General features: G+C 37.1%; 21 protein-coding genes and 6 tRNA genes. 18 read left to right on the top strand and 9 right to left on the bottom strand.

All coding sequences use genetic code 11. The features are described 5' to 3' along the window. Both VMW81_08795 and VMW81_08790 read right to left on the bottom strand, forming a co-directional pair. A partial coding sequence (locus VMW81_08795; GenBank protein ID HUU51038.1) for a GAF domain-containing protein occupies window positions 1-1,735 on the bottom strand: 1,735 nt, incomplete at its 3' end. 2 nt (window positions 1,736-1,737) lie between these two features. Next, a complete protein-coding gene (locus VMW81_08790) occupies window positions 1,738-2,877 on the bottom strand; it encodes an ABC transporter substrate-binding protein (protein ID HUU51037.1) in 1,140 nt (379 codons plus the stop codon). Between the two features lie 346 nt (window positions 2,878-3,223). Here VMW81_08790 and VMW81_08785 point away from each other — a divergent pair, with 346 nt between their 5' ends. After that, window positions 3,224-3,460, top strand: coding sequence for a hypothetical protein (locus VMW81_08785; GenBank protein ID HUU51036.1), 237 nt, complete (start codon window positions 3,224-3,226; stop codon window positions 3,458-3,460). A 377-nt stretch (window positions 3,461-3,837) separates the two neighbouring features. Here the strand turns inward: VMW81_08785 and VMW81_08780 are convergent, their stop codons facing one another. From VMW81_08780 to VMW81_08755, 6 genes are all read right to left on the bottom strand, one after another. Next, window positions 3,838-4,089 carry a hypothetical protein gene (locus VMW81_08780; GenBank protein HUU51035.1) on the bottom strand — a complete coding sequence of 84 codons (252 nt, stop codon included), beginning with the start codon at window positions 4,087-4,089 and terminating at the stop codon, window positions 3,838-3,840. A 96-nt stretch (window positions 4,090-4,185) separates the two neighbouring features. Continuing rightward, on the bottom strand, window positions 4,186-4,389 hold the full coding sequence (locus VMW81_08775; protein ID HUU51034.1) for a hypothetical protein: 204 nt from the start codon (window positions 4,387-4,389) through the stop codon (window positions 4,186-4,188). Between the two features lie 46 nt (window positions 4,390-4,435). Next, window positions 4,436-4,948, bottom strand: coding sequence for a hypothetical protein (locus VMW81_08770; protein ID HUU51033.1), 513 nt, complete (start codon window positions 4,946-4,948; stop codon window positions 4,436-4,438). A gap of 507 nt (window positions 4,949-5,455) precedes the next feature. Next, window positions 5,456-5,543: transfer RNA gene (locus tag VMW81_08765), tRNA-Leu, on the bottom strand. An 87-nt stretch (window positions 5,544-5,630) separates the two neighbouring features. Next, a complete protein-coding gene (locus VMW81_08760) occupies window positions 5,631-6,005 on the bottom strand; it encodes a PEGA domain-containing protein (GenBank protein HUU51032.1) in 375 nt (124 codons plus the stop codon). A 94-nt stretch (window positions 6,006-6,099) separates the two neighbouring features. Further along, a tRNA-Cys gene (locus tag VMW81_08755) sits at window positions 6,100-6,174 on the bottom strand. 293 nt (window positions 6,175-6,467) lie between these two features. Here VMW81_08755 and hflK point away from each other — a divergent pair. Together hflK and hflC are read left to right on the top strand one after the other, a co-directional pair. Beyond that, complete coding sequence (gene hflK / locus VMW81_08750; protein ID HUU51031.1) at window positions 6,468-7,481, top strand: FtsH protease activity modulator HflK; 1,014 nt, start codon at window positions 6,468-6,470, stop codon at window positions 7,479-7,481. Window positions 7,482-7,496: 15 nt separating this feature from the next. Then, window positions 7,497-8,354, top strand: coding sequence for a protease modulator HflC (gene hflC / locus VMW81_08745; protein HUU51030.1), 858 nt, complete (start codon window positions 7,497-7,499; stop codon window positions 8,352-8,354). Between the two features lie 110 nt (window positions 8,355-8,464). Here hflC and VMW81_08740 read toward each other — a convergent pair whose 3' ends face one another. Continuing rightward, window positions 8,465-8,776: a hypothetical protein gene (locus VMW81_08740; GenBank protein HUU51029.1), complete on the bottom strand. Its 312-nt coding sequence runs from the start codon at window positions 8,774-8,776 to the stop codon at window positions 8,465-8,467. Window positions 8,777-9,009: 233 nt separating this feature from the next. On the opposite strand from VMW81_08740, the gene VMW81_08735 reads away from it, so the two are divergent. The 15 genes from VMW81_08735 to VMW81_08665 form a co-directional block, all read left to right on the top strand. Beyond that, entirely contained in the window at window positions 9,010-10,008 is a 999-nt protein-coding gene (locus VMW81_08735; protein HUU51028.1) for a deaminase, read from the top strand. 71 nt (window positions 10,009-10,079) lie between these two features. After that, window positions 10,080-14,303: an acyl-CoA dehydratase activase gene (locus VMW81_08730; protein HUU51027.1), complete on the top strand. Its 4,224-nt coding sequence runs from the start codon at window positions 10,080-10,082 to the stop codon at window positions 14,301-14,303. A gap of 130 nt (window positions 14,304-14,433) precedes the next feature. Further along, window positions 14,434-14,652, top strand: coding sequence for a NifU family protein (locus tag VMW81_08725; GenBank protein HUU51026.1), 219 nt, complete (start codon window positions 14,434-14,436; stop codon window positions 14,650-14,652). Window positions 14,653-14,898: 246 nt separating this feature from the next. Beyond that, window positions 14,899-15,381 (top strand): cyclic pyranopterin monophosphate synthase MoaC, encoded by a 483-nt coding sequence (gene moaC, locus VMW81_08720; protein HUU51025.1) that lies wholly within the window; start codon window positions 14,899-14,901, stop codon window positions 15,379-15,381. A gap of 44 nt (window positions 15,382-15,425) precedes the next feature. Continuing rightward, window positions 15,426-16,790 (top strand): DNA repair protein RadA, encoded by a 1,365-nt coding sequence (gene radA, locus VMW81_08715; GenBank protein ID HUU51024.1) that lies wholly within the window; start codon window positions 15,426-15,428, stop codon window positions 16,788-16,790. 260 nt (window positions 16,791-17,050) lie between these two features. Next, window positions 17,051-18,073 (top strand): PIN domain-containing protein, encoded by a 1,023-nt coding sequence (locus tag VMW81_08710; GenBank protein HUU51023.1) that lies wholly within the window; start codon window positions 17,051-17,053, stop codon window positions 18,071-18,073. Between the two features lie 82 nt (window positions 18,074-18,155). Then, window positions 18,156-18,857, top strand: a complete 702-nt coding sequence (ispD, locus tag VMW81_08705; GenBank protein HUU51022.1) for a 2-C-methyl-D-erythritol 4-phosphate cytidylyltransferase — start codon at window positions 18,156-18,158, stop codon at window positions 18,855-18,857. A 51-nt stretch (window positions 18,858-18,908) separates the two neighbouring features. Then, window positions 18,909-19,382, top strand: coding sequence for a 2-C-methyl-D-erythritol 2,4-cyclodiphosphate synthase (gene ispF, locus VMW81_08700; GenBank protein HUU51021.1), 474 nt, complete (start codon window positions 18,909-18,911; stop codon window positions 19,380-19,382). Window positions 19,383-19,425: 43 nt separating this feature from the next. Continuing rightward, window positions 19,426-20,889: a cysteine--tRNA ligase gene (gene cysS, locus VMW81_08695; protein ID HUU51020.1), complete on the top strand. Its 1,464-nt coding sequence runs from the start codon at window positions 19,426-19,428 to the stop codon at window positions 20,887-20,889. Then, complete coding sequence (gene rlmB, locus VMW81_08690) at window positions 20,871-21,644, top strand: 23S rRNA (guanosine(2251)-2'-O)-methyltransferase RlmB (GenBank protein ID HUU51019.1); 774 nt, start codon at window positions 20,871-20,873, stop codon at window positions 21,642-21,644. Before cysS ends, rlmB begins: the two co-directional genes overlap by 19 nt. Window positions 21,645-21,704: 60 nt before the next feature. Next, window positions 21,705-21,779, top strand: a tRNA-Thr gene (locus tag VMW81_08685). Window positions 21,780-21,793: 14 nt separating this feature from the next. After that, window positions 21,794-21,879 (top strand) — tRNA-Tyr (locus VMW81_08680). Between the two features lie 25 nt (window positions 21,880-21,904). Continuing rightward, window positions 21,905-21,981, top strand: a tRNA-Gly gene (locus VMW81_08675). Between the two features lie 65 nt (window positions 21,982-22,046). Beyond that, a tRNA-Thr gene (locus VMW81_08670) sits at window positions 22,047-22,121 on the top strand. A gap of 41 nt (window positions 22,122-22,162) precedes the next feature. Continuing rightward, on the top strand, window positions 22,163-22,273 hold a 111-nt coding region (locus VMW81_08665; protein HUU51018.1), incomplete at its 3' end, for a GTP-binding protein.

Raw genomic sequence — 22,273 nt, 5'->3', positions numbered from 1 at the left:
TAAATTTTCTTGTTTTTTTTGACATAATATTTAAAACACCGACAACCCTTCCTTCTATACACATGGGCACACCCAGAAAGGATACAAGACCAAGTCTTTTAGCAACTTCCCTGTGTTCTTTTTTATATCTTTCATCTTCTCTTATATCCTTAGAAATTAACGGTCTCTTTTCCTTTACTATAATACCGCTAAGACTCTGACCTATTTTTAACCTCTTGGTTTCCATCAATTCCATACCCTTTTTGGTACCACCACCCCGTATAAGATAATCCCCATCTTTTATCCGGTAAAGACACTCATCAGCATTAAGGAGTTTGGCAGCCTGCTCTGCTATCCAGGGGAGGAGCTCTTCTTTTGAGACAATGGAGGTAATTTTCTTGCCTGTCTCATAAAGGGTTTTTAGCTGCCCTGCCTTATTCCTTACTTCATCTTCAGCAAGCTTGCGTTCTAAAATTTCCTTTTGAAGTTTTTCATTTGCTTTAAGTAAAGAGGCTTGTGAAGATTCCAACTCCTTGGTACGCTGGATAACTTCTTTCTCACGGTTTTCAAGTGATTCAATCATTTGATTAAAGGTGCGGGCCAAAACGCTGATTTCATCATTGGTAGATAACAGTTTGGGACCAATTTTTATATCTAACTTTCCTTTGGAGATCTCTTCAGAAGCTTTTGTGAGTTTTTTGATAGGATTAGAAATGGAAAAAGAAATGAAAAGGGCAATAAAGATACTGATCGTAATCACAACAGCAGAAATAAGAAATATTCTATGTCTTAGCAAAAAAATGGGTTTTAATATCTCTTTTACATCATATTCCACTAAAAGAAACCATTTTAGCCCCCTGAAGTTTCTATAGCCTTTTGATTGGGAATATGAAAAGAGTTTTTCTCTCCCACCTTCCTTTTCAACAAAGAAGCCATTATCACCTTTTAACTTTTTGAAAAAATCTTTTTCAGTTACATTTTCCAAAATTTTGAAAGGTTTTGTTGCATAAAACAAATTTCCATCATTTGTGATGAGTTTTATCTCAGTTGTTTCATATTTTTTCGTGGCAATCTCTGTCTCCTTTATAATTCCGCTAACAGCAATAACTCCCTTCATTACACCTAAAAAGTCTCCATTTTCATCTTCAATTCTTACCCCAATACTAATAGAATGTATACCAACACTTTCATCATACTCAATATCACTTATATAAAAACCATCGTTTCTTGCAATCTGCCACCACTTCTCATCGTCCTGCCTGTAATCCGAGGTTTTACCTGTTTGAGCAATGTTTGCGCCATATTTATTTGATACAAAGACCTCTCCAAAGAGCTTGTACCCATACTTTTTTTCATAAAATTCAATAAATATTCTGCTTATCTCATTTGCCAATGGGTTGTCTATTAGTTTCTGCATAAAGGAAGTGATAGCTTCTTTTGGTGCAGAAACCCATTCTTTATCCTTTTGATTGATATACTCTTGTATGTTATCTAACTTCTCAAACTCTCTGTTAGATTCAAAAAGAGCTTTTTGAGGGTTAGAATCTTTAGTGTAATTTTGGAGTTCCTCAAGCCGCATAAAGATATCCTTATCGATTCTTTTCAGCATCTCCTCGACTAAAAATATCGAATCTTGACCAACAGATTCTTGCAGAGATTTCTTGCTCATCATTACTGAATAGAGCGATATGACTGTCATGAGAAAGACAAAAAGCATAAAACCAAGAATTAATTTAGTTCCTATCTTAAGCCGCATCTTTATCTCCAATACATATACTCAACTTCTCCATCAATAATCTGGGCAGGAAAGAGTGGAAAGTTTATGCTATGTTCTCCTGGCTTCAAATCAATATCTCCAAAGAGACCTGAGTAGATGAACCCACCATCCAACAGACTCTTTATACTTTTTCGCGAAATTTCTTTATCCTCTAAAAGACCAGCTAAAATTTTTATAAAGTCATAACCATTAGCTGCATAGTGATTAAAAGGTTTATTATATTTCTTTTCATATTTTTCTTTTGTCTCTTTGGCAAAGATGTTGTTTTGATTGTAAGTGATGGGTGCAGCCACATATACTCCATTTGTATGTTGCATTTTTCTGACAGGGGGCCAGGTAGCTGTAGCCGGACCGAGGATGTATCCGTTAAAATCCTCTTCCCGAAGTTGTTGAAATACATCTTTGAGATGAGAGGCAAAACCTACAGTAAAAATGGCCTCCATATCCTTGAGCTTTGAGATATACTCTTTAAAGTCACGGTGGTCTTTTCCAAAATTTTCACTCTGAACCTTGCCCCCAATTTTTTCAAACTCTTTCTTGAGTAATTCAAAAACAGATGTACCGTACTCATCGTTCAAGTAAAGGATACCCAGGCTTTTGACTTTTAATTCTTTAAGGATTGTCATTATAGGTATGATTTCAATCTCTGGTGATGTAAAATACTTAAAAACCCATTCATTCTGTTCTTTAAGTTTTGGCGTTACTGCTATAAGCCCAACAAGGACAACTTCATTTTTCTCAGCCATAGGCGCTAAAGCCATAGATACAGCACTTAAACTTGAGATATATAAAACAGGGTGGTGGGTTGCTTCTATTTTATTAAAGGCCTTTTTAGCCACCTCAGGATCTGTTTTGCTGTCTTCAATAATGAGTTCTATTTTCCTTCCATTTACTCCACCCCAGAAATTGATCTCCCCTGCAGCCAGAAGCATACCATCACTGGCATCTTTGTGATACCATGCAGGACCAGAGAGAGAGACAATGGCTCCTATTTTAATTGTATCTTCTTTTTTTGAGTACTGTATAAGAAATAAGGCGAGTACTACTGCAAAGACTGCGATACCAGCGAGAATAATTCTCGTAGAGTTAAATCGAACCTGATTCTTAAAGATTTTAATCATTTACATTTATCTCCGTATAAGTTTTGTTTTAGATGATTTAAATAAGGGATCTTTTTTATTTAGATTTATCCAAAGAAGAAGAATTATGCAATGTTTGTTCCACGAAGAAGGTATTTAAAGATAAAATAGAGAAGGGATGGAGTTAGTATATAACTTATTGAAAATTAGAGGAATTGTAATAGCCTTGGGTGAATATTTGGGTTTTGGATGTATCAAGAGATTTAAATCGAGTGTCAAAATATCTATATTGGGGTAAAAATCTTTTTATGAAAGCTTGAGTTTTGACTGGTTTCAAAGTCCATTCTGTGTTATTTAATATTTAACACAAGAAGGAGAGAAAAAGAAAATGGTTTTAACTCCTGAATCACTACAACCACTATCAAAGCCACCACCAGAACCACTGCCACTAAAAATAAAAATATTTTTATTTATCGCACGGCTTTTTGGTGGGATTTTGGGGCTGATTTTGGTTTGGTGGGTAGCTGGTTTTGACCCTTTTGTGTTCAAAATCTGTGTCATTGTATTTTTGGGATTATTGGGCTATCTCATCTATAGCTTTTATAAGTATCCGACAAAGAAATAGAAGTGACTTTCTTGCTTGCGAAAGCAAACGAACCAAAGAAGGACACCCCCGTCGATTTTCTTAACGGGATTTGCCTTTGCTCTGCTTCGAGAAGCAACAAACTCGAGCTTCGCTCTCAGACAGTTGCTTCTTTTGTCCTCGCTTGCTTGTCAAATCCCTAAAAATCGAAAGGGGGGAAATCCCTGAAAAATCTGAAAGGGGTTAATGATATTTTTTATCGCAATTTTATCACAGCGAATATTAGGGGAGGGGGGAGAAGCGTTAGAGATAAAACTTAATAGTTCACCTCTGCTCCCAAAAAAAGCAAAAAAGGTTTAAGAGTATTTGTGTAGTTTTTTTATATTGTTTATATTGTGTGAAATGATGAAATTCGAGGTTTACTCCTTCTTCAATTCCCTCATGGTATAGTTACGAAGAGGACAAGTACAAAAATATTGATGCCCACGAGACAATGAAAATTTACACTCCCACGGATTTTTTTCCAAACACAAAAGAAACGATTTAAGCCCAATATCTGCTGCCCTGCAGAGATTTTCAAATCCCGATCTGTAGCATCTGCAATTTTTTGGGCCTCTATACCCAGTAACGATTTCTTCTATTTGTCTTTTTTGCTCCTGTTTCAGTTTCATATACTTCCTATTTTCTCCCTTGTAGATAAAATCTAATAATACACCTCTGCTTACGAAAAAACAAAAAAATTTTATAAAATATTAGTTTTTTAAAAACTAATGGCTCAGTTTTTTATTGATATCAGTGAGGTGTTGTCGAATATCAGTTAAGTCCATCACAATTTGATTTATTGAATTTTTATTTTCTTCTGAATTTCGAGCTGCCACTACAATCGCACAGCCACCGACTCTTTGAAAAAGGCAATCTAAATGATTGGTACAAGAATCATTATAAATAGGGCATTTTGTTGTATCGATCATATTTCCCCCCTTTTTGATATTTTTTATCACAAATTTATCACAAACTTTAATCTTTATCGGGATCTGCTATTTCTTTCCTCTTGAAGCCGATTGAAGCAAGTGTAGTAAGAATCAATACAATTAAATAGAACGAAAATACAATCTGAATTGCCCATAACAACCATGGAACCTTGTCTCTAAACTCATCCATGAAACTTAAGGTAAATGCCGCTGTAAAGCTGATTTGGAAAGCTTCACATATTAATATTGAAGCGGAAGAAAAAAATTTATATAAAGCAGCGAAAAGTAATACAGATTCTACTATATCAATAGCTACTTGAAGTAAGAGCCTTCTGTGGCTCCAAACCATTTTGCCACAGTCCTTTTTTTTTCTCCGAAAGGGTTTTACTTCTTCCGTTTGTTCTAGGTCGTCAAAGAAAAACATGTTGGTATCGAAAACCAAAATATCAGCAAGAAGATATACGGCAACCCAAAAGAACAGGTCTTTCCAGAATGTATCTCCAAGGCTGCAGTAACCAGAACAATAAAAAAGTAATATGGCAAAAGTTAAATGAATCAATATACAAGAGTCTTGCCACCAAGGCTTGCTCTTTTTCTTACAATGGTCATATATACATTCTTTGTCAAAAACTCTCGGCAAAAATCTTATAAAAAAATGTCTAAGTGTTACCCATCATATTTTTCCAAAAAGCCAATATAAAACAAAAAATATCCATCCATGCTTTTTAGGATATTTTCTCTTAAATTCTTTCTTTTTATTTTTATTTAATGGTACCAAAATCATCACAAGAATAATAAGAAGGAATAAAAGAAGAAAAGTTATTTTGCAGAAAATTGTTTTGCAGAAATAATCAAGCAGAAGATATATAATATCCAAAATTTAATACTCACTAAAGATTCTAATGCGGATATCAGGATGCGGAATAAAAAAGTGAAAGGCAATAAATTTTTGCATATACATAGAAAATTGTCAATAATCTATTTAGGTTAGCTTTGTTAATTTTAACCTTTTGTTTTATAATGATTTTTTGTTCAAGAAAGGATTACAAGGAATGAGGATAAAAAATGGTGCCGAGGGCCGGACTTGAACCGGCACAGCCCGAAGGCCGAGGGATTTTAAGTCCCTTGCGTCTACCAAATTCCGCCACCCCGGCATCCATTGAGTAGCTATTTTTATATTCTTTTTTCTATTTTCTGTCAATATTTTATTAGATTTGAAAACAGAAGTCCTTGCAAAAAATCTACTTAACGGATTCTGACTCAGGGATGAGTTTAAAAACAAGTTCGTCTGGAAGAGAGGAGGGAAAGTTCGTCAAGGGAAATCTCCATAACACCCCCCAGTTTTTCTTATTGGTTTTTTCAAGAGCGGTCATGATTGTTTCTATATGGGATTTATAGCCTTCCTTTTCTATTTTAAAGAGATAGGATTCTTCTTCGTCTTTTTCATAAAAAACTACGGGTGTTTTGCCTATAAGTTTTTCATTAATAAATACTTTTGCTCCTGAGGGATTCGATTTAATCGTTGTTTTATGGAAATGGCGTGAAAAGGGATTAAGGGAGCAGCCGAAAAGAATCATTGTGCTGATTATCAATAATTTTTTGATATTATCCGCCAATCCTCTCTCTCCATGGTCTCCAAATGAAAGATAAATCGTCTTAAGAAGTAAAGATATTTTTTAAAAAACAGGGGAGAAATCAATGAAAAAATTTTGGAGGCGGCACCCGGATTCGAACCGGGGTATAAAGGTTTTGCAGACCTCTGCCTTACCACTTGGCTATGCCGCCTTCATTTTTCCAAAAAAACAGGATAATCTTCGAATTTATTTTTAGCACCCCCAAAAATTCCTGTCAAGCTATTATTTATGAGTATTAGTCGTCTTTATCTTTTTGAGAGGGCTTTAAAACTTTTTTTCTTGAGAACAGAAAATATGAGCCGATTAATTAATCTCTCCTTTTGATTTAACAAGCACTTTGAGTATTTTTCTTGACACCATCCTTGTAATAAGGGAGACTAACTAAAACAAAGACAAGATTTAGTTTTTAATTCCAAAGAGATAATTTATAAAGGAGGTATTTTTATGCAATGGGAAGGAAAACCCCCATCGACAGAAGAGATTGTTAAAAAGGTAAAAGAAACGTTTAAAGGAAAGGGGTATTTGGTTCAAGTTCTTGTTGGTATTGCGGTTTTACTGTGGCTCGCCTCTGGAATTTATACGGTTTCTCCTGATGAGCAGGGTGTGGTGAGGCGCTTTGGCAAACAGGTAAGAATCACTTCGTCAGGTCTTCGCTATCACATGCCCTGGCCAATGGAAGTGGTAAATACCCCCAGAGTAACTGCGATACAGAGGATTGAGATAGGTTTTAGGACGATTGATCCCGGCCCACCTGCCCGGTATCAATTTGTAGAGCCAGAGTCATTGATGCTGACAGGTGATGAAAATATCGTGGATGCTCAGGTTATTGTTCAATTCAAGATAAAGAACCCCTCAGATTATCTCTTTAAAGTTAAAGATGTTAAAGGCACGCTCATGGATGCCAGTGAGGCAGCTTTGCGACAGGTTATTGGCGGGAGTTCTATTGATGCTGCTTTGACCGTTGGAAGGTTTCAGATTCAGGGTGAAGTAAGATCTCTTTTGCAGAAGATAATGGACAGTTATGAATCAGGGTTATTGATAACGGACGTGAAATTACAGACAGTCCGTCCACCTAAACAGGTAGAGGGTGCCTTTAAAGATGTGGTTAGTGCTAAAGAGGATAGGGAACGCCTTATCTATGAGGCCAGGGGATATCAAGAAGATATAATCCCAAAGGCGAAAGGACGGGCAATGGAGATAGTAAGAGAGGCCGAGGGATATAAGGAAGAGAGGATAAAAAGGGCACAGGGTGATGCCTTAAAATTTCTAACCGTTTTGAAGGAGTATGAAAAGGCCAAAGACGTGACTCTAAAGAGGCTATACTTAGAGACCATGGAAGAGGTTTTGCCAGGAGTGAAAAAGTTTATAATCGATAATAAGGTCGGGGGCAATATTCTTCAGCTCCTACCCTTGGGAGAACAGAGTAAATCAAAAATTTTGCCACAGAAAAAGAAATAGAGAGGAGGGGAGATTATGAATATTAAAAAAGGGGCGTTGATCATATTACTCCTTATCATTTTGATTGGAGGAAGTGCGTCTTTGTTTACTGTAGATGAAACTCAAACCACTATCGTTACCCAGTTTGGAAAGTATATTCAGTCAGCCACCGAGCCAGGTCTCTACTTCAAAATCCCCTTTGTTCAAGTCGTCCACTACTTTGATAAAAGGATCTTGGAATATGATGCTGCTCCTTCAGAGATCCTTACAAAGGACAAGAAGAACCTCGTGTTGGACAATTATTCTCGGTGGAAGATTATCGATCCCCTTAAATTTTTTAAGACCGTGAGAAGTGAAGCAGGAGCCCAGGCACGGTTAGACGATATTGTTTTTGCTAACCTGAGGGAGGAATTGGCTCGTCATAATTTATCGGAGATCATTGATGTTCGAAGAGAAGCCATTATGGAGGTTGTTCATGAAAAGAGTGAAGAGAAAGCCAGGCAATATGGAATCAAGGTTATTGATGTGAGGATAAAGAGGGCGGACTTACCCAGAGAGGTTGAAGAGAGCGTTTTTGCTCGAATGAGGGCAGAGAGGGAAAGGATAGCCAAGAAATATCGTTCTGAGGGGGAAGAGCAGGCGGCAAAGCTAAGAGCAGGGACAGATAAAGACAGGGTGATTATCCTGGCCGATGCTTACAAAGAGGCCCAAAAAACAAGAGGAGAAGGAGATGCCGAAGCCGTAAAAATTTATGCCAATGCCTTCCAGAAAGACCCGAAATTTTATGATTTTTTAAGGACACTTGAGACCTACAAAAAGACTATAGATGAGGAGACCACCTTGGTTTTGGGGTCAGATTCAGAGCTATTGAGATATATAAATAAAATAAAATAAAAAAATAGCAAGCGAAAGAAATAATAATACCAACGAGTAAATTCTTGGTTTTTAAAAACCTCTGGACAAGGTGAGGGTATTCAAGAGAAGCAAAATGAGAAAAAGAGTTTTTAGGGGTTGATAACCCTCATGGCTATTTCTTTACCAATAAGATTTTTTAAATCACTATTTGATTCCATGTAAAAGGTAACTATCCTTGATACCGTATGATCCTGTGCTGGCGAGCTTTTTCTCGGTTCCTCTTTACATCTTCTCTCTTTTATTATTTTGTTGAAAGGTATATTTTTAAAACGTCTCTGTCTTTTCCGTCCATCTCTTACATCAAGAATTTTACCTCTCAGGGACTCGGGGTTGTTTGAGAAGTTTTTTCTTGCAGGAACAGGTGTCGTGTTGATTATAGATGGAATAACAATATCTACCATTTTCATCCCTCCTTGGAATTTTCAGGTTATTGCTATCCTTAGCAATATATAAATTTCTTATCTATTTTATCGGCATTTTTAGAAAATCCTTGAGTTTTTTTAAGCTTTTAATGAATGGTTAAACAGGGAGTTGACCCCTTCAACTGAATGATGAAAATACTTAAATTATAGATTGATATATTTTTGCGTCAGTGCTATATAGAATGAATCTATCAAACCTATAAGGATTTTTTATGATAATTGGACTCACCGGAAAGAATGCTGGTGGTAAAGGAGCCGTAGCCGAATATTTGAAAACGAGAAGCTTCTATTATTTTTCTCTGTCAGATGTCATCAGGGAAGAAATAGAGAAAAGGGGTAAAGAGATAACAAGGGAGTTGCTCATCAAAGTAGGAAATGAGATGAGGACAAAATACGGGGCTTCTATTTTGGCAGAGAGAATATTATCGAAACTGGAACAAGATAAGAACTATATCATTGATTCCATCAGGCACCCCAAAGAGATAGAGGTTTTGAGAAAGAATGGTAATTTCAAATTATTGAATATCGATGCTTCAGAAGAGATAAGGTTTCAAAGGATAAAGAAAAGAGGGAGAGAAAATGATCCCAAGACCTTTGAGGAATTTTTAATATTTGAAGAAAAAGAATCATTTAATCAAGAAGAGGTGAAACAACAGGTTGTGAAATGTCAGGAGATGGCAGATTTTACTATTATAAATGATGGATCATTAGAAGAACTTTATGAAAAGGTTAACGGGATAATAAAGGGGGCATTGATGAACTTTGAAAGGCCAGACTGGGATGAGTATTTTATGAGTATAGCAAAGGTAGTCGCTTCGAGAAGCAATTGCATCAAAAGAAAAGTAGCAGCGATCATTGTAAAAGATAGAAGAATTATTTCAACAGGGTATAATGGTACTCCAAGAGGAACAAAGAATTGTAATGAGGGTGGTTGCCCGAGATGCAATGACCTCTCGTCAGAAGGGGACAAATTAGAAGAGTGTTTATGTTCCCATGCTGAAGAAAATGCAATAACCCAAGCTGCCTATCATGGCATAAGCCTCAAAGATTCAACCCTTTATTGTACATTTTCACCGTGTCTTATTTGTGCAAAGATGATTATCAATGCCGGTATAAAAGAGGTGGTCTATGATATGGACTATTCTTTAAATGATGCTTCTGTTAGACTTTTTAAGGAGGCTTCGGTAAAAATAAGACAGTATAAGGTTTGACGTATCTTATAATTCCATAATTCCTTAGTCTTAAAATTCAAAAAAGAATTTTATATTCAAGGTAAATATCCATGAAAGCTATTGATTCTTTTTATCTAGGGGTTGATATCGGTTCTGTCAGTGTAAAGCTTGTGATAGTGAATAGTGGAAAGGAAGTTGTAAAAGAGTATTATCAGAGGCATAAAGGCCAACCTATTCAGGTTTTGATAAATCTTATAGAGCAAGTATCATCAAGAATAGAAGTATGCAGAGTCAAAGGTCTTGCCATAACAGGGGTTGGGAGTGATCTTGTAGCATCCTTGATGGGAGGGACTTCTGTAAATGAGATCATTACCCATACAATTGCAACAGGCGAGTTGTATCCTCAAGTGAACACAATCATTGAGATGGGTGGGGAGGATTCCAAACTTATTATACTGGAAAGAGATAAGGGAAATGGAAAGGCAAAATTAAAAGATTTTGAAATGAATACCCAGTGCGCTGCAGGTACTGGTTCTTTTCTCGATCATCAGGCCAGTCGTTTAGGCATATCAATAGAAGATGAATTTGCAACTCTCGCCTTAAAATCAAAAAACCCAACAAGAATTGCAGGAAGATGCAGTGTTTTTGCTAAATCAGATATGATCCATTTGCAGCAGATAGGTACACCTGATTATGATATCTTAGCAGGTCTTTGCTATGCCCTGGCCAGATGTTTTAAAAGCAATTTAGGCAAGGGAAAAAACTTTGAGAAGCCTATTTCTTTTCAAGGCGGAGTTGCTGCAAACAAGGCTGTGGTGAAGGCCTTTGAAGATATCTTTGATTTAAATAGTAATGAATTGATTATTCCAAAACATCATTTTTCTATGGGTGCTATTGGTGCCACCCTATTTTTAATGGATAATCCAAATCTTGAAAAAGAGTTCAGTTTAAGTCTTCAACCTCTTGAAGACTATCTGGAGAAAAAGGTAGAGCTAGCAAATGGATTAGAACCGTTGCCTTATAAAGAGGAGGATTTGCGAAGTAAGATTTTTATAAAAACCATAAAAGAGGACAATGAGAAGGTTGATGCCTATGTCGGTATTGATGTAGGTTCTCTCAGTACCAATGTCGTAGTTATAAACAGAGATAAAGAGGTATTAGCAAGGAGATATTTAAAGACAGCTGGCAGGCCACTAGAGGCCGTTTGCAAGGGTCTTGGTGAGATTGGAAGAGAAATTGGAGATAAGGTAAGGATACGAGGAGCAGCTACAACTGGTTCCGGGAGATATTTAACTGCGGAGTATGTAGGTGGGGATATCATTAGAAATGAAATTACATCACAAGCCACTGCTGCTATTCACATTGATCCTAAGGTCGATACCATATTTGAAATTGGTGGACAAGACTCAAAATATGTAAGCATTGATAATGGCAAGGTTGTAGATTTTGAGATGAACAAGGTATGCGCTGCAGGAACAGGATCTTTTTTAGAGGAACAGGCTGACAAATTAGATATGAGTATAATAGATGAGTTTGGTGATATGGCTTTAAAATCAAAAAATCCTTGCAGGTTTGGAGATAGGTGTACTGTTTTTATGGAATCGGATCTCGTTTCCTATCAACAAAAGGGAGCGAAAAAAAATGACCTTGTAGCTGGTTTAGCATATTCTATTGTTCTTAATTATTTAAACAGGGTTGTTGAGGATAGGAGAATAGGGAATCATATCTTTTTTCAGGGAGGAGTGGCATCGAATAAAGGGGTAGTATCAGCCTTTGAGAAGGTTCTCGGCAAGAAGGTGACTGTTCCACCTCATCATGATGTCACAGGAGCGATTGGTGTTGCAATTCTTGCTATAGAATCTGAGAGAGGCCCAACCCGTTTTAAAGGCTTTGATCTCGGTAATAGAAAATATGAAACCAGCTTTATCCAGTGCAGGGATTGCGAGAATATGTGTGATGTGAGGAAGATAAAGTTTGAGGAAGAAAGGCCCCTCTACTATGGAACCCGATGCGAGAAGTTTGAGATCGATAACAAAAAGGCTCAGGAAAACAATTTACCCGATCTCTATAAGGAGAGAAATGAAATCCTCTTTGGCTCAGACGATGAAGAAATTGAGGAGAAGGATGAAGAGCGAGTAAAGATCGGGATTCCACGGGTGCTCTTCTTCTATGAATTATTTCCATTCTGGAACAGATTCTTAAAGGAGTTGGGATTTGAAACCGTTCTTTCCGATTACACCAATCAGCAGATGATTAATATCTCCGTGGAGACGGAGACAGCTGAGACCTGTTTTCCTATAAAGATTGTGCATGGCCATGTCTTGAATCTTATGGAGAAAGGGGTCGATTATATCTTTCTTCCCAGTATGATTAATACTAAGAGGATGAATCCGAAATTGACCCAGAACTATTATTGCCCTCTGGTTCAGGCTGCTCCCTTTATTGTAAAATCAGCCATAGATTTCAAGAATAGGAAAACGAAATTCCTCTATCCCACATTTCACTATCAAAACGGCAAGAAGAGTTTGACGAAGGAGATCGTTAGGTTTGGGAGGAAACTGCGCAAGTCAAAAGATGAGATTATAAAGGCACTTATTAAGGGAGAGGAGGCACAGGAGAAATTTTATCAAAGAATCAGACAGAAAGGGGATGAGGTATTGCGCTCCCTAAAGGAGAATGACAAGGCCTTTGTCATCATTAGCAGACCTTACAACGGATGCGATCCTGGTATGAATATCGGGCTTCCGAGAAAGCTGAGAAATATGAGGGTGCTGGCTATCCCCATGGATTTTCTCTCACTGGAGGGGATTGATATTTCTTATAAACATCCGAACATGTACTGGAGCCATGGACAGAAGATTCTTGCTGCTGCTGAGGTTATCAGAAAAAACCAGAGGCTCTATGCAATATATCTCTCTAGTTTTAAATGTGGTCCTGATTCTTTTATATCCCATTTTGTTAAGGAACTTATGGAAGATAAGCCATGTTTAGAACTGGAGCTAGATGAACACAGCGCTGATGCCGGTGTGGTTACCCGATGTGAGGCCTTCTTGGACAGCTTGGAGAATCTGGATAAAGAGGAGAAGGAGAGCCATAGGGAGGATACAGCAAGAAGAATAAGGAAGAGGTCTTACAACGATAGGGTGATATATCTCCCTCATATGGCGGACCACGCCTATTGCATTTCAGCAGCTATGCGGGCCTGCAATATCGAGTCAGAGGTATTGGAAGAGTCGGACTCCCAAACCCTAGAGTTAGGAAAGAAGTATACCTCTGGCAAGGAATGCTTTCCCTTTGTTGTCACGACAGGGGATCTGATAAAGAAGATCAGGAGCCCTGGGTTTAATCCCTCCCGGAGTGCCTTCTTTATGCCGAGCGCTGATGGTCCCTGCAGATTCGGTCAGTACAATGTCACGCAGAGGCTTTTACTTGAAAGATTGGGCTATGGGGATGTTTTAATTATCTCCCCCGATTCAAAAGATTCTTATACCGATTTTGACGGGCTCGATGCCCGATTTCAGCGAATAGCCTGGAAGGGAGTCATTGCCGTGGATCTTCTGGATAGATTGACGAACGAGATCAGATCCTACGAGGTCAACAAAGGGGAATCTGATAGGGCCAGATTGCAGGGGCTCAGGATGATTGAGAGATGCGCTGAAAGAGGCGGTGAAGATTTGTTAAGGGTTATGAGGGAAATAAAAGAGATGATGGAGCAGATCGAGGTCGATCGCTCCCAAAAGAAGCCGGTTATCGGGGTTGTGGGCGAGATATATCTGAGAAGCAATCGGTTCAGCAACAAGGATGTGGTAAGAATGATAGAGAAATTTGGCGGAGAAGCATGGGTGGCACCTCTCTCCGAATGGCTTTTTTACACCAACCTCTGTTACAAAGAGAAGAGTTTGAATAACAAAAAATATCTCGATTATCTCAAGGCCTATATCAAGGATAAGATTCAAAAGCATGATGAGCATCAGTTGATGGAAATCTTTTACGATATCTTGAGGAACAATAGGGAGCCGACCACCGAAGAGCTATTGGGTAACAGTCATTCCTATCTCCCCTCCTCTGTTGGTGGGGAAGCGATACTCAGTATCGGGAAAGCAATAGACTTTATCAGAAAGGGGATTTCAGGAATGGTTAATGTCATGCCTTTTACCTGTATGCCTGGAATGATTGTTACAGCTATATCTAAAAGATTAAGGGAAGACATTAACTTCATTCCATGGATCAATCTCTCCTATGATGGTCAAGAGGATATCCAGACTCAAAAAAGGATAGAGGCATTTATCTATCAGGCCAAGCAGTACAATGGGATAAGTAGGTTTTTAAATTAGCAAAAGACAACCAGTAATAAAAATTTATTTTAATTGAAAAAAGGGTTTTTTCTTCTATAATTAAATAAATGATCAAAGAATAATAATTTTGTTCTTGTTTTTTAATAATTTTAGATGAGGGTGAGTAAGAATGAAAGAAAAGGTTGAAAAGGTATTAGAGACTATACGTCCAGCCCTTCAGGCAGATGGTGGTGATGTTGAGCTAGTAGATGTGGTTGATGGTGTAGTAAAGGTAAGGCTTCGGGGTGCTTGTTCTGGATGCCCAAGCGCTCAGATTACTCTTAAGATGGGTATTGAACAGAGCCTAAAAGAACAAATACCTGAAATTAAAAGCGTCGAATCAGTTTAACTATAAAAATTAGGTATCTTATCTAAGGTTTCAGATTATTCTCCTTATTCATCAATTTAATTTTTGGGATAAGAAAATATATTTCTTCTGAAATTGGCAGCTTTCTTTTTTTGATTTATTAAGAATATTTAGTTGATAATAAAGGTGTATCTATTTTCAGTTCTACTATAATTTTTCCACAAAATCTGCAGGTTTTTTTAATTTTATCCACGATTAAAAAAATATTCAAATTTTGAGGATTTAAAGATGAAAAAATTCACACACTTTGACGAAGAGGGAAGGTCAAAAATGGTAGATGTGAGTGAGAAAAAGGTTACAAAGAGAGAGGCTGTGGCAAAGGGGAGAGTAAAAATGCAGGCCGAAACTCTCAAGATGATAATGGAAGGAAGAATTAAAAAGGGAGATGTACTGGATGTGGCCAGAGTAGCTGGAATCATGGGGGCAAAAAAGACATCAGATTTCATACCGATGTGCCATCCTTTAGAGATTACAGGTATAGATATAGATTTTAAACCTTCGATTGAGAATTGTGATATAGAAATAGAGTCTAGGGTAAAGGTGATTGGGAGGACTGGTGTAGAGATGGAAGCCCTAACATCGGTTTCTGTAGCAGCTTTGACTATATATGATATGTGCAAGGCCGTGGATAAGAATATGGTGATTTCGGATATAAGACTCGAAGAAAAAAGAGGGGGTAAGAGTGGTGAGTATATCAGAAGGAAATCTTAGCTAAAACTGATCAATCACTTATTATTCTAAAAGGTCATTATTTTATGTCAAAAGAAAAGACCTATTTTCTTTGTCAAGCGTGTGGATATAAGAGTCAAAAATGGCTGGGAAGGTGTCCTGGTTGTGATGAGTGGAATACTTTAGTAGAAGAAAAAGAACTGGTAACCACGTCCTTAAGAAAAAGTTATCGATTCCTTGAGTCAGATAAAAAAGGACCTACTCCAATAACAGATATAGATAAAAGCTTCAATAAGAGGCTCTCTTCTGAGATTTTAGAATTTGATAGGGTTTTGGGAGGAGGGGTTGTTCCTGGCTCGGTGGTACTGGTTGGTGGAGATCCTGGAATTGGAAAATCTACCCTTCTTCTTCAAGCAATGGGAAGAATTGCTAAAAAAGGGGGTAGAATTCTCTATGTTTCTGGGGAAGAGTCTTTTAGTCAAATAAGACTTCGTGGAGAGAGGCTAAATACCCTGTCAGAGAATCTCTTTATCCTTTCAGAGACAAGCTTTGAAGAAATAATAAAAGAGGTTAAAAGGTTTAAACCATTATTTTTGGTTATTGATTCAATCCAAACAATTTATACTGAAGAACTTCAATCAGCACCGGGGAGTATTTCTCAAGTTAGGGATGTATCTTCAAAGCTAATGTTTTTATCTAAAGCAATAGGGATTTCTACACTTATTATAGGCCATGTTACAAAAGATGGTGCTATTGCCGGACCAAAGGTTTTGGAGCATATTGTTGATACGGTGTTGTATTTTGAAGGGGAGAGAAATTATCCTTATCGAATATTAAGAGCTGTTAAGAACCGTTTTGGTTCTACAAATGAGATTGGAGTATTCTCTATGGAGAGAGAGGGCCTCAAGGAGATTTCAAATCCATCTGAGGCATTTTTGCTTAAACGTTCCGAGAATGTTCCTGGGTCTGTAATTGTACCAAGTATGGAAGGGAGCAGGCCCATCATGGTCGAGATTCAGACATTGGTCTCCCCATCAATATTACAGATACCAAGAAGGATGACAATAGGCCTAGATTATAATAGGGTCTCACTATTGATAGCCATTTTAGAAAAAAGGATCGGATTTAGAATCCATAATCAGGATATTTTTGTAAATTTAGCTGGGGGAGTTAAAATCTATGAGCCTGCGATCGATCTTGGAATAATTATTGCGATTGCTTCAAGTTTTAAGAATAAACCTGTAGATTCAGATACCATAGTTGTTGGAGAAGTTGGCTTAGGGGGAGAGGTAAGGAATGTTTCTCATATTGAAAGAAGGATAAATGAATCTGAAAGATTGGGTTTTAAAAGATGCCTTATTCCCCAAAAAGGAGCATTAAAAGAAAAAAAGGGCTCAGCAGAGATCATTCCAGTAGAAAACGTCCATCAAGCTATTGAAATCCTTCTCTAAGTAGTATTGAATAAAGTTTACCTTTTATCCTATTTTATTGATTTTAAAAGAATAAAAAATTTTTTGAAGGGCGTTTCCATCTTTAAATTTTAGAGATGAAACACAAAAGTGATTCTATAAACCTATTGATATTATTTTATTTATAAAAAATTGAGGAGATTCCCTTTTTGTTTAAAACTTGACTATTGATTATTTTATTAATAAAATATAAAGTTTAAATGAAAAATATTAAAGCTTAGAGAGAAAGGAGGTGAAATAAGATGGGAATTAACTTTTTTCGATTTGTTTTAATCATAATTTTTGCAGGGGGGGGTTATTTTATTGGTTGTCAGATTGATAAAACGGATAATATCATTTCATTGATTGGTTTAGGTGTAGGCTTTACCCTTGCAATCTTTGTTATATTATTAGAAAAGAATTTTGTCAGAGTGTCGCACCGAGTTATTCTTGGAGGATTATTAGGTTTTATCTTAGGCCTTTTTATTGCAAATCTTCTAATCTTTACCTTTTCTTCTCTTAATATAACTAACCCTCTTCTTAATAAGGTTATCCCTATATTTTTCAGTACCGTTTTTGGTTATATTGGATTGGTTTTAGGGATAAAAAAGTCTAAAGAGCTTGAGATGACAGGATTTAAGAAGATGTTTCAAACTGGAATAGATGAAGAAAATATAAAGATTCTCGATACCAGTGTTATCATTGATGGTCGCATTGCTGATATTGCTGAAACCAGTTTTTTAGAGGGTGTCTTAATGATTCCACAATTTGTTTTAAATGAACTTCAACAGATTGCAGATTCACCAGATTCTTTGAAGCGGAATAGAGGAAGAAGAGGACTCGATATCCTTCAAAAGATGCAGAAGAATGTAGATATAAATTTGAAGATTATTGATCAGGATTTTCCAAAGATAAAAGAGGTAGATGCAAAACTGGTTGCTTTGGGTAAAATGCTGGGAGGAAAGGTAATCACAAATGATTTCAACTTAAATAAGGTAGCAGAATTACAGGGTGTTACTGTTTTAAATATAAATCAATTGGCCAATGCATTAAAGCCTGTTGTCTTACCTGGAGAAGTAATGAATGTTTATATTTTGAAAGAAGGGAAAGAATACGGCCAGGGAGTTGCATACCTCGATGACGGAACAATGGTTGTTGTGGATAATGCAAAAAGGCATATAGGTCAAAACTTAGAAGTTTTAGTAACCAGTGTTTTACAGACAACTGCTGGAAGAATGATATTTACAAAACCTAAAGAGGAGGTTACAAAAGAGGAGGTTGTCTAATCCTTAAAAATATCTCCAAGTTTCAAGTAGATTAAAGTCATTATTTATGAAACGAGGGAATTTCGAAAAGGAAATTTAAGTGATGAGAATCGCAGCAATTATTCCTGCTGCTGGTACGGGGAGGAGATTCGAAAAGTCTTTTCCAAAGCAATTTTTATCTTTAAGAGAAAAACCGATCTTAACTCATACCATTCAGAAAATCCATGACTGTGATCAAATAAATGAAATCTTTTTAATCGTTTCCAAAGATAAAATTAAATATTGTAGAGAAGAGATCGTCAGAAAAAATAATTTTAGTAAGATTAAAAAGATAGTTACTGGTGGGAGAGAGAGACAGGACTCGGTCTATAATGGGATTAAAGAGTTAGATAGTGATACTGATTTAGTTGTAATCCATGATGGTGTGAGGCCTTTTGTAAGTTCTCAGATATTTTTAGATGTGATTGAAGAGGCAAGGGAATATGGTGCAGCTACAGTCGCTGTTCCGGAGGTTGATACAATCAAGGAGGTATCACCTGAAGGTATGGTTATCAGAACCCTGAATCGGGAACATATCTGGAAAGCTCTAACCCCTCAAGCCTTCAAATTTGATATACTTAAAAAGGCCTTTGAAAAGGCCTTTAAGGAAGGATATTATGCAACAGACGATGCCTCTATCGTTGAATGGGCTGGATATCAGGTAAAGATTGTAAAGGGGTCTCCCTATAATATAAAGATCACCACACAAGAAGATCTTGCATTAGGGGAAACCATGCTTAGAATCCGATCAAATAAATTACCTTAAACTTTATTAACCTAAAATAAAAACCTTTTATATAGTAACTGTATTGGTAATATGCGTATCGGTATAGGATATGATGTTCATAGATTAGTTGATGGCAGGAAGTTAGTATTGGGAGGTGTGGTAATACCTTATGAAAAAGGTCTTTTAGGGCATTCAGACGCAGACACACTCCTACATTCTATCTGTGATGCAATCCTGGGTGCTCTCTGCGAAGGGGATATCGGAAAGCACTTTCCTGATGACAATCCAGAGTATAAGGATATACCCAGTCTAGAGTTGCTGAAAGAGGTAGCGCAAATAATGAGATCAAAAGGATTTATGATAAATAATATCGATTCAATTGTTGTTGCACAAAGACCCAAGATAAACAGTTATGTTCCAGAAATAAAGCAGAACATTGGCAATATTCTAGATATAGATATAGATAAAATTAACATTAAAGCCACAACTACTGAAGGGCTTGGTTTTATAGGAAAGGGAGAAGGTATTTCTGCCTATTCAGTAGTATCTTTAATAGAGATTTGATCCGTGATTGCAGAAATGCAAGTATTTAATGAAAGGTTAGACAATGTCTCTTAAGATATACAATACTCTATCTAGAAAAAAAGAGGAATTTGTCCCAACAAAGCAGGGAAAAGTTGGGATGTATGCATGTGGAATCACCGCTTACGATTACTGTCATTTAGGACATGCGAGGGCCGCCATTGTTTTTGATGTTATCTATCGTTATCTTCTCTTTTTAGGTTATGATGTTGTCTATGTAAGGAACTTTACTGATGTGGATGACAAGATTATAAACAAGGCTAACAAAGAAAAAGTGGATTTTAAAGAGATTGCAGAGAAATATATAAAAGAGTTTACCATAGATATGGATGCTTTGGGTGTTAAAAAGCCAACGGTTGAACCTAAGGCCTCTGAACATATCTTGGATATGATTGATCTAATAAAAGGGATTATAGAGAAGGGTTATGGATATGTAAAAGATGGGGATGTGTTTTTTTCGGTAGAAAAAAAGAAAGACTATGGCAAGCTTTCTGGAAGAAATTTAGAGGAGATGGAGGCAGGAGCCCGGATTGAGATTGATGAAAAAAAAACAAATCCCCTCGATTTTGCCCTTTGGAAGTCAAGCAAACCGAATGAACCTTCATGGGATAGTCCTTGGGGCCCAGGAAGACCTGGTTGGCATATAGAGTGTTCAGTGATGAGTCAGAAATATCTGGGAGAAACCCTTGATATCCATGGCGGTGGAAAAGATCTCATATTTCCCCATCATGAAAATGAGATAGCCCAGTCAGAGGCATTTACGGATAAGCCATTTGTTAACTATTGGATTCATAACGGGTTTGTTTTCATAGATCAAGAAAAGATGTCAAAATCTCTCGGAAACTTTTTTACCATAAAAGAGATCTTGCAAAGTTTCCATCCTGAGGTTGTACGATTATTTCTGTTATCTAATCATTATAGGAGCCCTATTGATTTCAATGATAAAAACCTATTAGACTCTCAGTCTGCCTTGGATCGTTTTTATACAATGATGAGAAAGATAAATGATTTAGAAAAAGGGGAAACCGAAGATACTGATACCAGGAGAGAAATAAGAGATTTGTCAGAGAGATTGAGAATAAAATTTAAAGATGCCATGGATGATGATTTTAATACTGCGAGGGTACTGGGTGAAATATTCGATACCGTTCGAGTTTTCAACCAAATTTTAGATAATATTGAGAGAAAAGGGAATCTTTTCAATAGTAAGACCTTTATTCCACTTAAAGACACTTTTAAAGATATCGGGAACATCCTTGGACTTTTTAAATTAGAAACAGAGGAGTGGTTTCAGGATACGAAGAGAATAGATTTAGAAAAAGAGGTTGAATTGACTACTGATAGGATTGAGTCGTTGATTAAAGAAAGAAATGCTGCACGGGCAAAAAAAGATTGGAATAAGGCTGATGAGATCAGGGAATATCTCAATCTAAAAGGAATAATATTAGAAGATACAGCTCGAGGGACAAAATGGAAGGTGAAAAGGTAATTTACGGTATCTATCCTGTCTTAGAAGCCATTAAATCAGAAGCGAGAGATATATCAGAAATAATCATTGCATATCAAAAAAAGGGAAAAGATATAAGTGAGATTAAAACACTGGCCAGAAACAAAAATATCAAGTTAAGTTTAAGGAACAAACAAAGAATAGATACACTTTCTGGGACATGGAAGCATCAAGGAGTAGTGGCAATTGTTTCTGCTAAAAGGTTCGTTGAAATTGAAGATTTGGTTCATATTTCTTTAGAAAAGAGGAGTGACCCTATCCTTTTAATTCTAGATGGAATCACAGATCCCCAAAATCTAGGGGCTATAATTCGATCTGCAGAAGCTCTGGGGGTGGAAGGAATTATTCTTCCTAAAAATAGGGCGGTTGGGGTCACACCTGCAGTTGCCAGAACCTCTGCTGGAGCCCTGGAGTATATGAAGATGGCGAGGGTAATCAATATTTCGAGAACAATAGAATATTTGAAAAAAAAGGGTTTTTGGATTGTGGGAGCGGATGAAAAGGTTAAAAAGCCGATCTATAACCAAAATCTCAATGGACCGCTGGGGGTTGTTATGGGGAATGAGAAGGAGGGGATAAAGAAATTGGTCAAAGAAAAATGCGATATACTCATTTCAATTCCTATGAAAGGAAGGATAAATTCCCTTAATGTATCGTCGGCATCTGCTATAATTATTTACGAAATATTAAGACAAAGGGTAAAAATCCATAATAAAAAAGTTGACAAAAATATTTAAATACGTTAAATTTACTCTTTTCTATTTATCTTAATCAATAATTTCGTTTTATATTTAAGAGCCGATGTAGCTCAATGGCAGAGCAGCTGATTTGTAATCAGCAGGTTGGAGGTTCAAATCCTCTCATCGGCTCCAGAGTGTATATTTGCGGGGAGGTTCCCGAGCGGTTAAAGGGAACAGACTGTAAATCTGTCGGCTTATGCCTTCGGAGGTTCGAATCCTCCCCTCCCCACCACTAAGATTTATTTTTTGTTTTTAAGGCGGGAATAGCTCAGTTGGCTAGAGCATCAGCCTTCCAAGCTGAGGGTCGCGGGTTCGAGTCCCGTTTCCCGCTCCAGTAAAAGATAAAGAGAAAGCGACATCCTTTTTTATATAATAAATAAGAATTTTATACAAAGAATTGCCCATGTAGCTCAGGGGTAGAGCACTTCCTTGGTAAGGAAGAGGTCACCGGTTCAATCCCGGTCGTGGGCTCCAAAATGTTAGAATTTTTAACAAGCACAGAGGAGGGTTAGGGGATGTCAAAGGCGAAATTTCAGCGTACCAAGCTTCATATAAATGTTGGGACGATAGGTCATGTTGATCATGGGAAGACGACGTTGACGTCGGCGATCACGAAGGTTTTGAGC

Source organism: Nitrospinota bacterium (assembly GCA_035528715.1).
In the GTDB taxonomy this organism is placed as follows: domain Bacteria; phylum JADFOP01; class JADFOP01; order DATKYB01; family DATKYB01; genus DATKYB01.
This window is presented reverse-complemented; position numbering and strand designations above follow the sequence as displayed.

What these genes read in the sequence shown, in the direction of transcription:
- VMW81_08710 (HUU51023.1), top strand. Translation starts at nt 17,051, where the DNA reads ATGGGAATTAACTTTTTTCGATTTGTTTTAATCATAATTTTTGCAGGG.
- rlmB (HUU51019.1), top strand. Translation starts at nt 20,871, where the DNA reads ATGGAAGGTGAAAAGGTAATTTACGGTATCTATCCTGTCTTAGAAGCC.
- VMW81_08735 (HUU51028.1), top strand. Translation starts at nt 9,010, where the DNA reads ATGATAATTGGACTCACCGGAAAGAATGCTGGTGGTAAAGGAGCCGTA.
- VMW81_08785 (HUU51036.1), top strand. Translation starts at nt 3,224, where the DNA reads ATGGTTTTAACTCCTGAATCACTACAACCACTATCAAAGCCACCACCA.
- VMW81_08730 (HUU51027.1), top strand. Translation starts at nt 10,080, where the DNA reads ATGAAAGCTATTGATTCTTTTTATCTAGGGGTTGATATCGGTTCTGTC.
- VMW81_08725 (HUU51026.1), top strand. Translation starts at nt 14,434, where the DNA reads ATGAAAGAAAAGGTTGAAAAGGTATTAGAGACTATACGTCCAGCCCTT.
- cysS (HUU51020.1), top strand. Translation starts at nt 19,426, where the DNA reads ATGTCTCTTAAGATATACAATACTCTATCTAGAAAAAAAGAGGAATTT.
- hflK (HUU51031.1), top strand. Translation starts at nt 6,468, where the DNA reads ATGCAATGGGAAGGAAAACCCCCATCGACAGAAGAGATTGTTAAAAAG.
- VMW81_08740 (HUU51029.1), bottom strand. Translation starts at nt 8,776, where the DNA reads ATGGTAGATATTGTTATTCCATCTATAATCAACACGACACCTGTTCCT.
- ispD (HUU51022.1), top strand. Translation starts at nt 18,156, where the DNA reads ATGAGAATCGCAGCAATTATTCCTGCTGCTGGTACGGGGAGGAGATTC.
- VMW81_08790 (HUU51037.1), bottom strand. Translation starts at nt 2,877, where the DNA reads ATGATTAAAATCTTTAAGAATCAGGTTCGATTTAACTCTACGAGAATT.
- VMW81_08775 (HUU51034.1), bottom strand. Translation starts at nt 4,389, where the DNA reads ATGATCGATACAACAAAATGCCCTATTTATAATGATTCTTGTACCAAT.
- radA (HUU51024.1), top strand. Translation starts at nt 15,426, where the DNA reads ATGTCAAAAGAAAAGACCTATTTTCTTTGTCAAGCGTGTGGATATAAG.
- VMW81_08780 (HUU51035.1), bottom strand. Translation starts at nt 4,089, where the DNA reads ATGAAACTGAAACAGGAGCAAAAAAGACAAATAGAAGAAATCGTTACT.
- moaC (HUU51025.1), top strand. Translation starts at nt 14,899, where the DNA reads ATGAAAAAATTCACACACTTTGACGAAGAGGGAAGGTCAAAAATGGTA.
- ispF (HUU51021.1), top strand. Translation starts at nt 18,909, where the DNA reads ATGCGTATCGGTATAGGATATGATGTTCATAGATTAGTTGATGGCAGG.
- hflC (HUU51030.1), top strand. Translation starts at nt 7,497, where the DNA reads ATGAATATTAAAAAAGGGGCGTTGATCATATTACTCCTTATCATTTTG.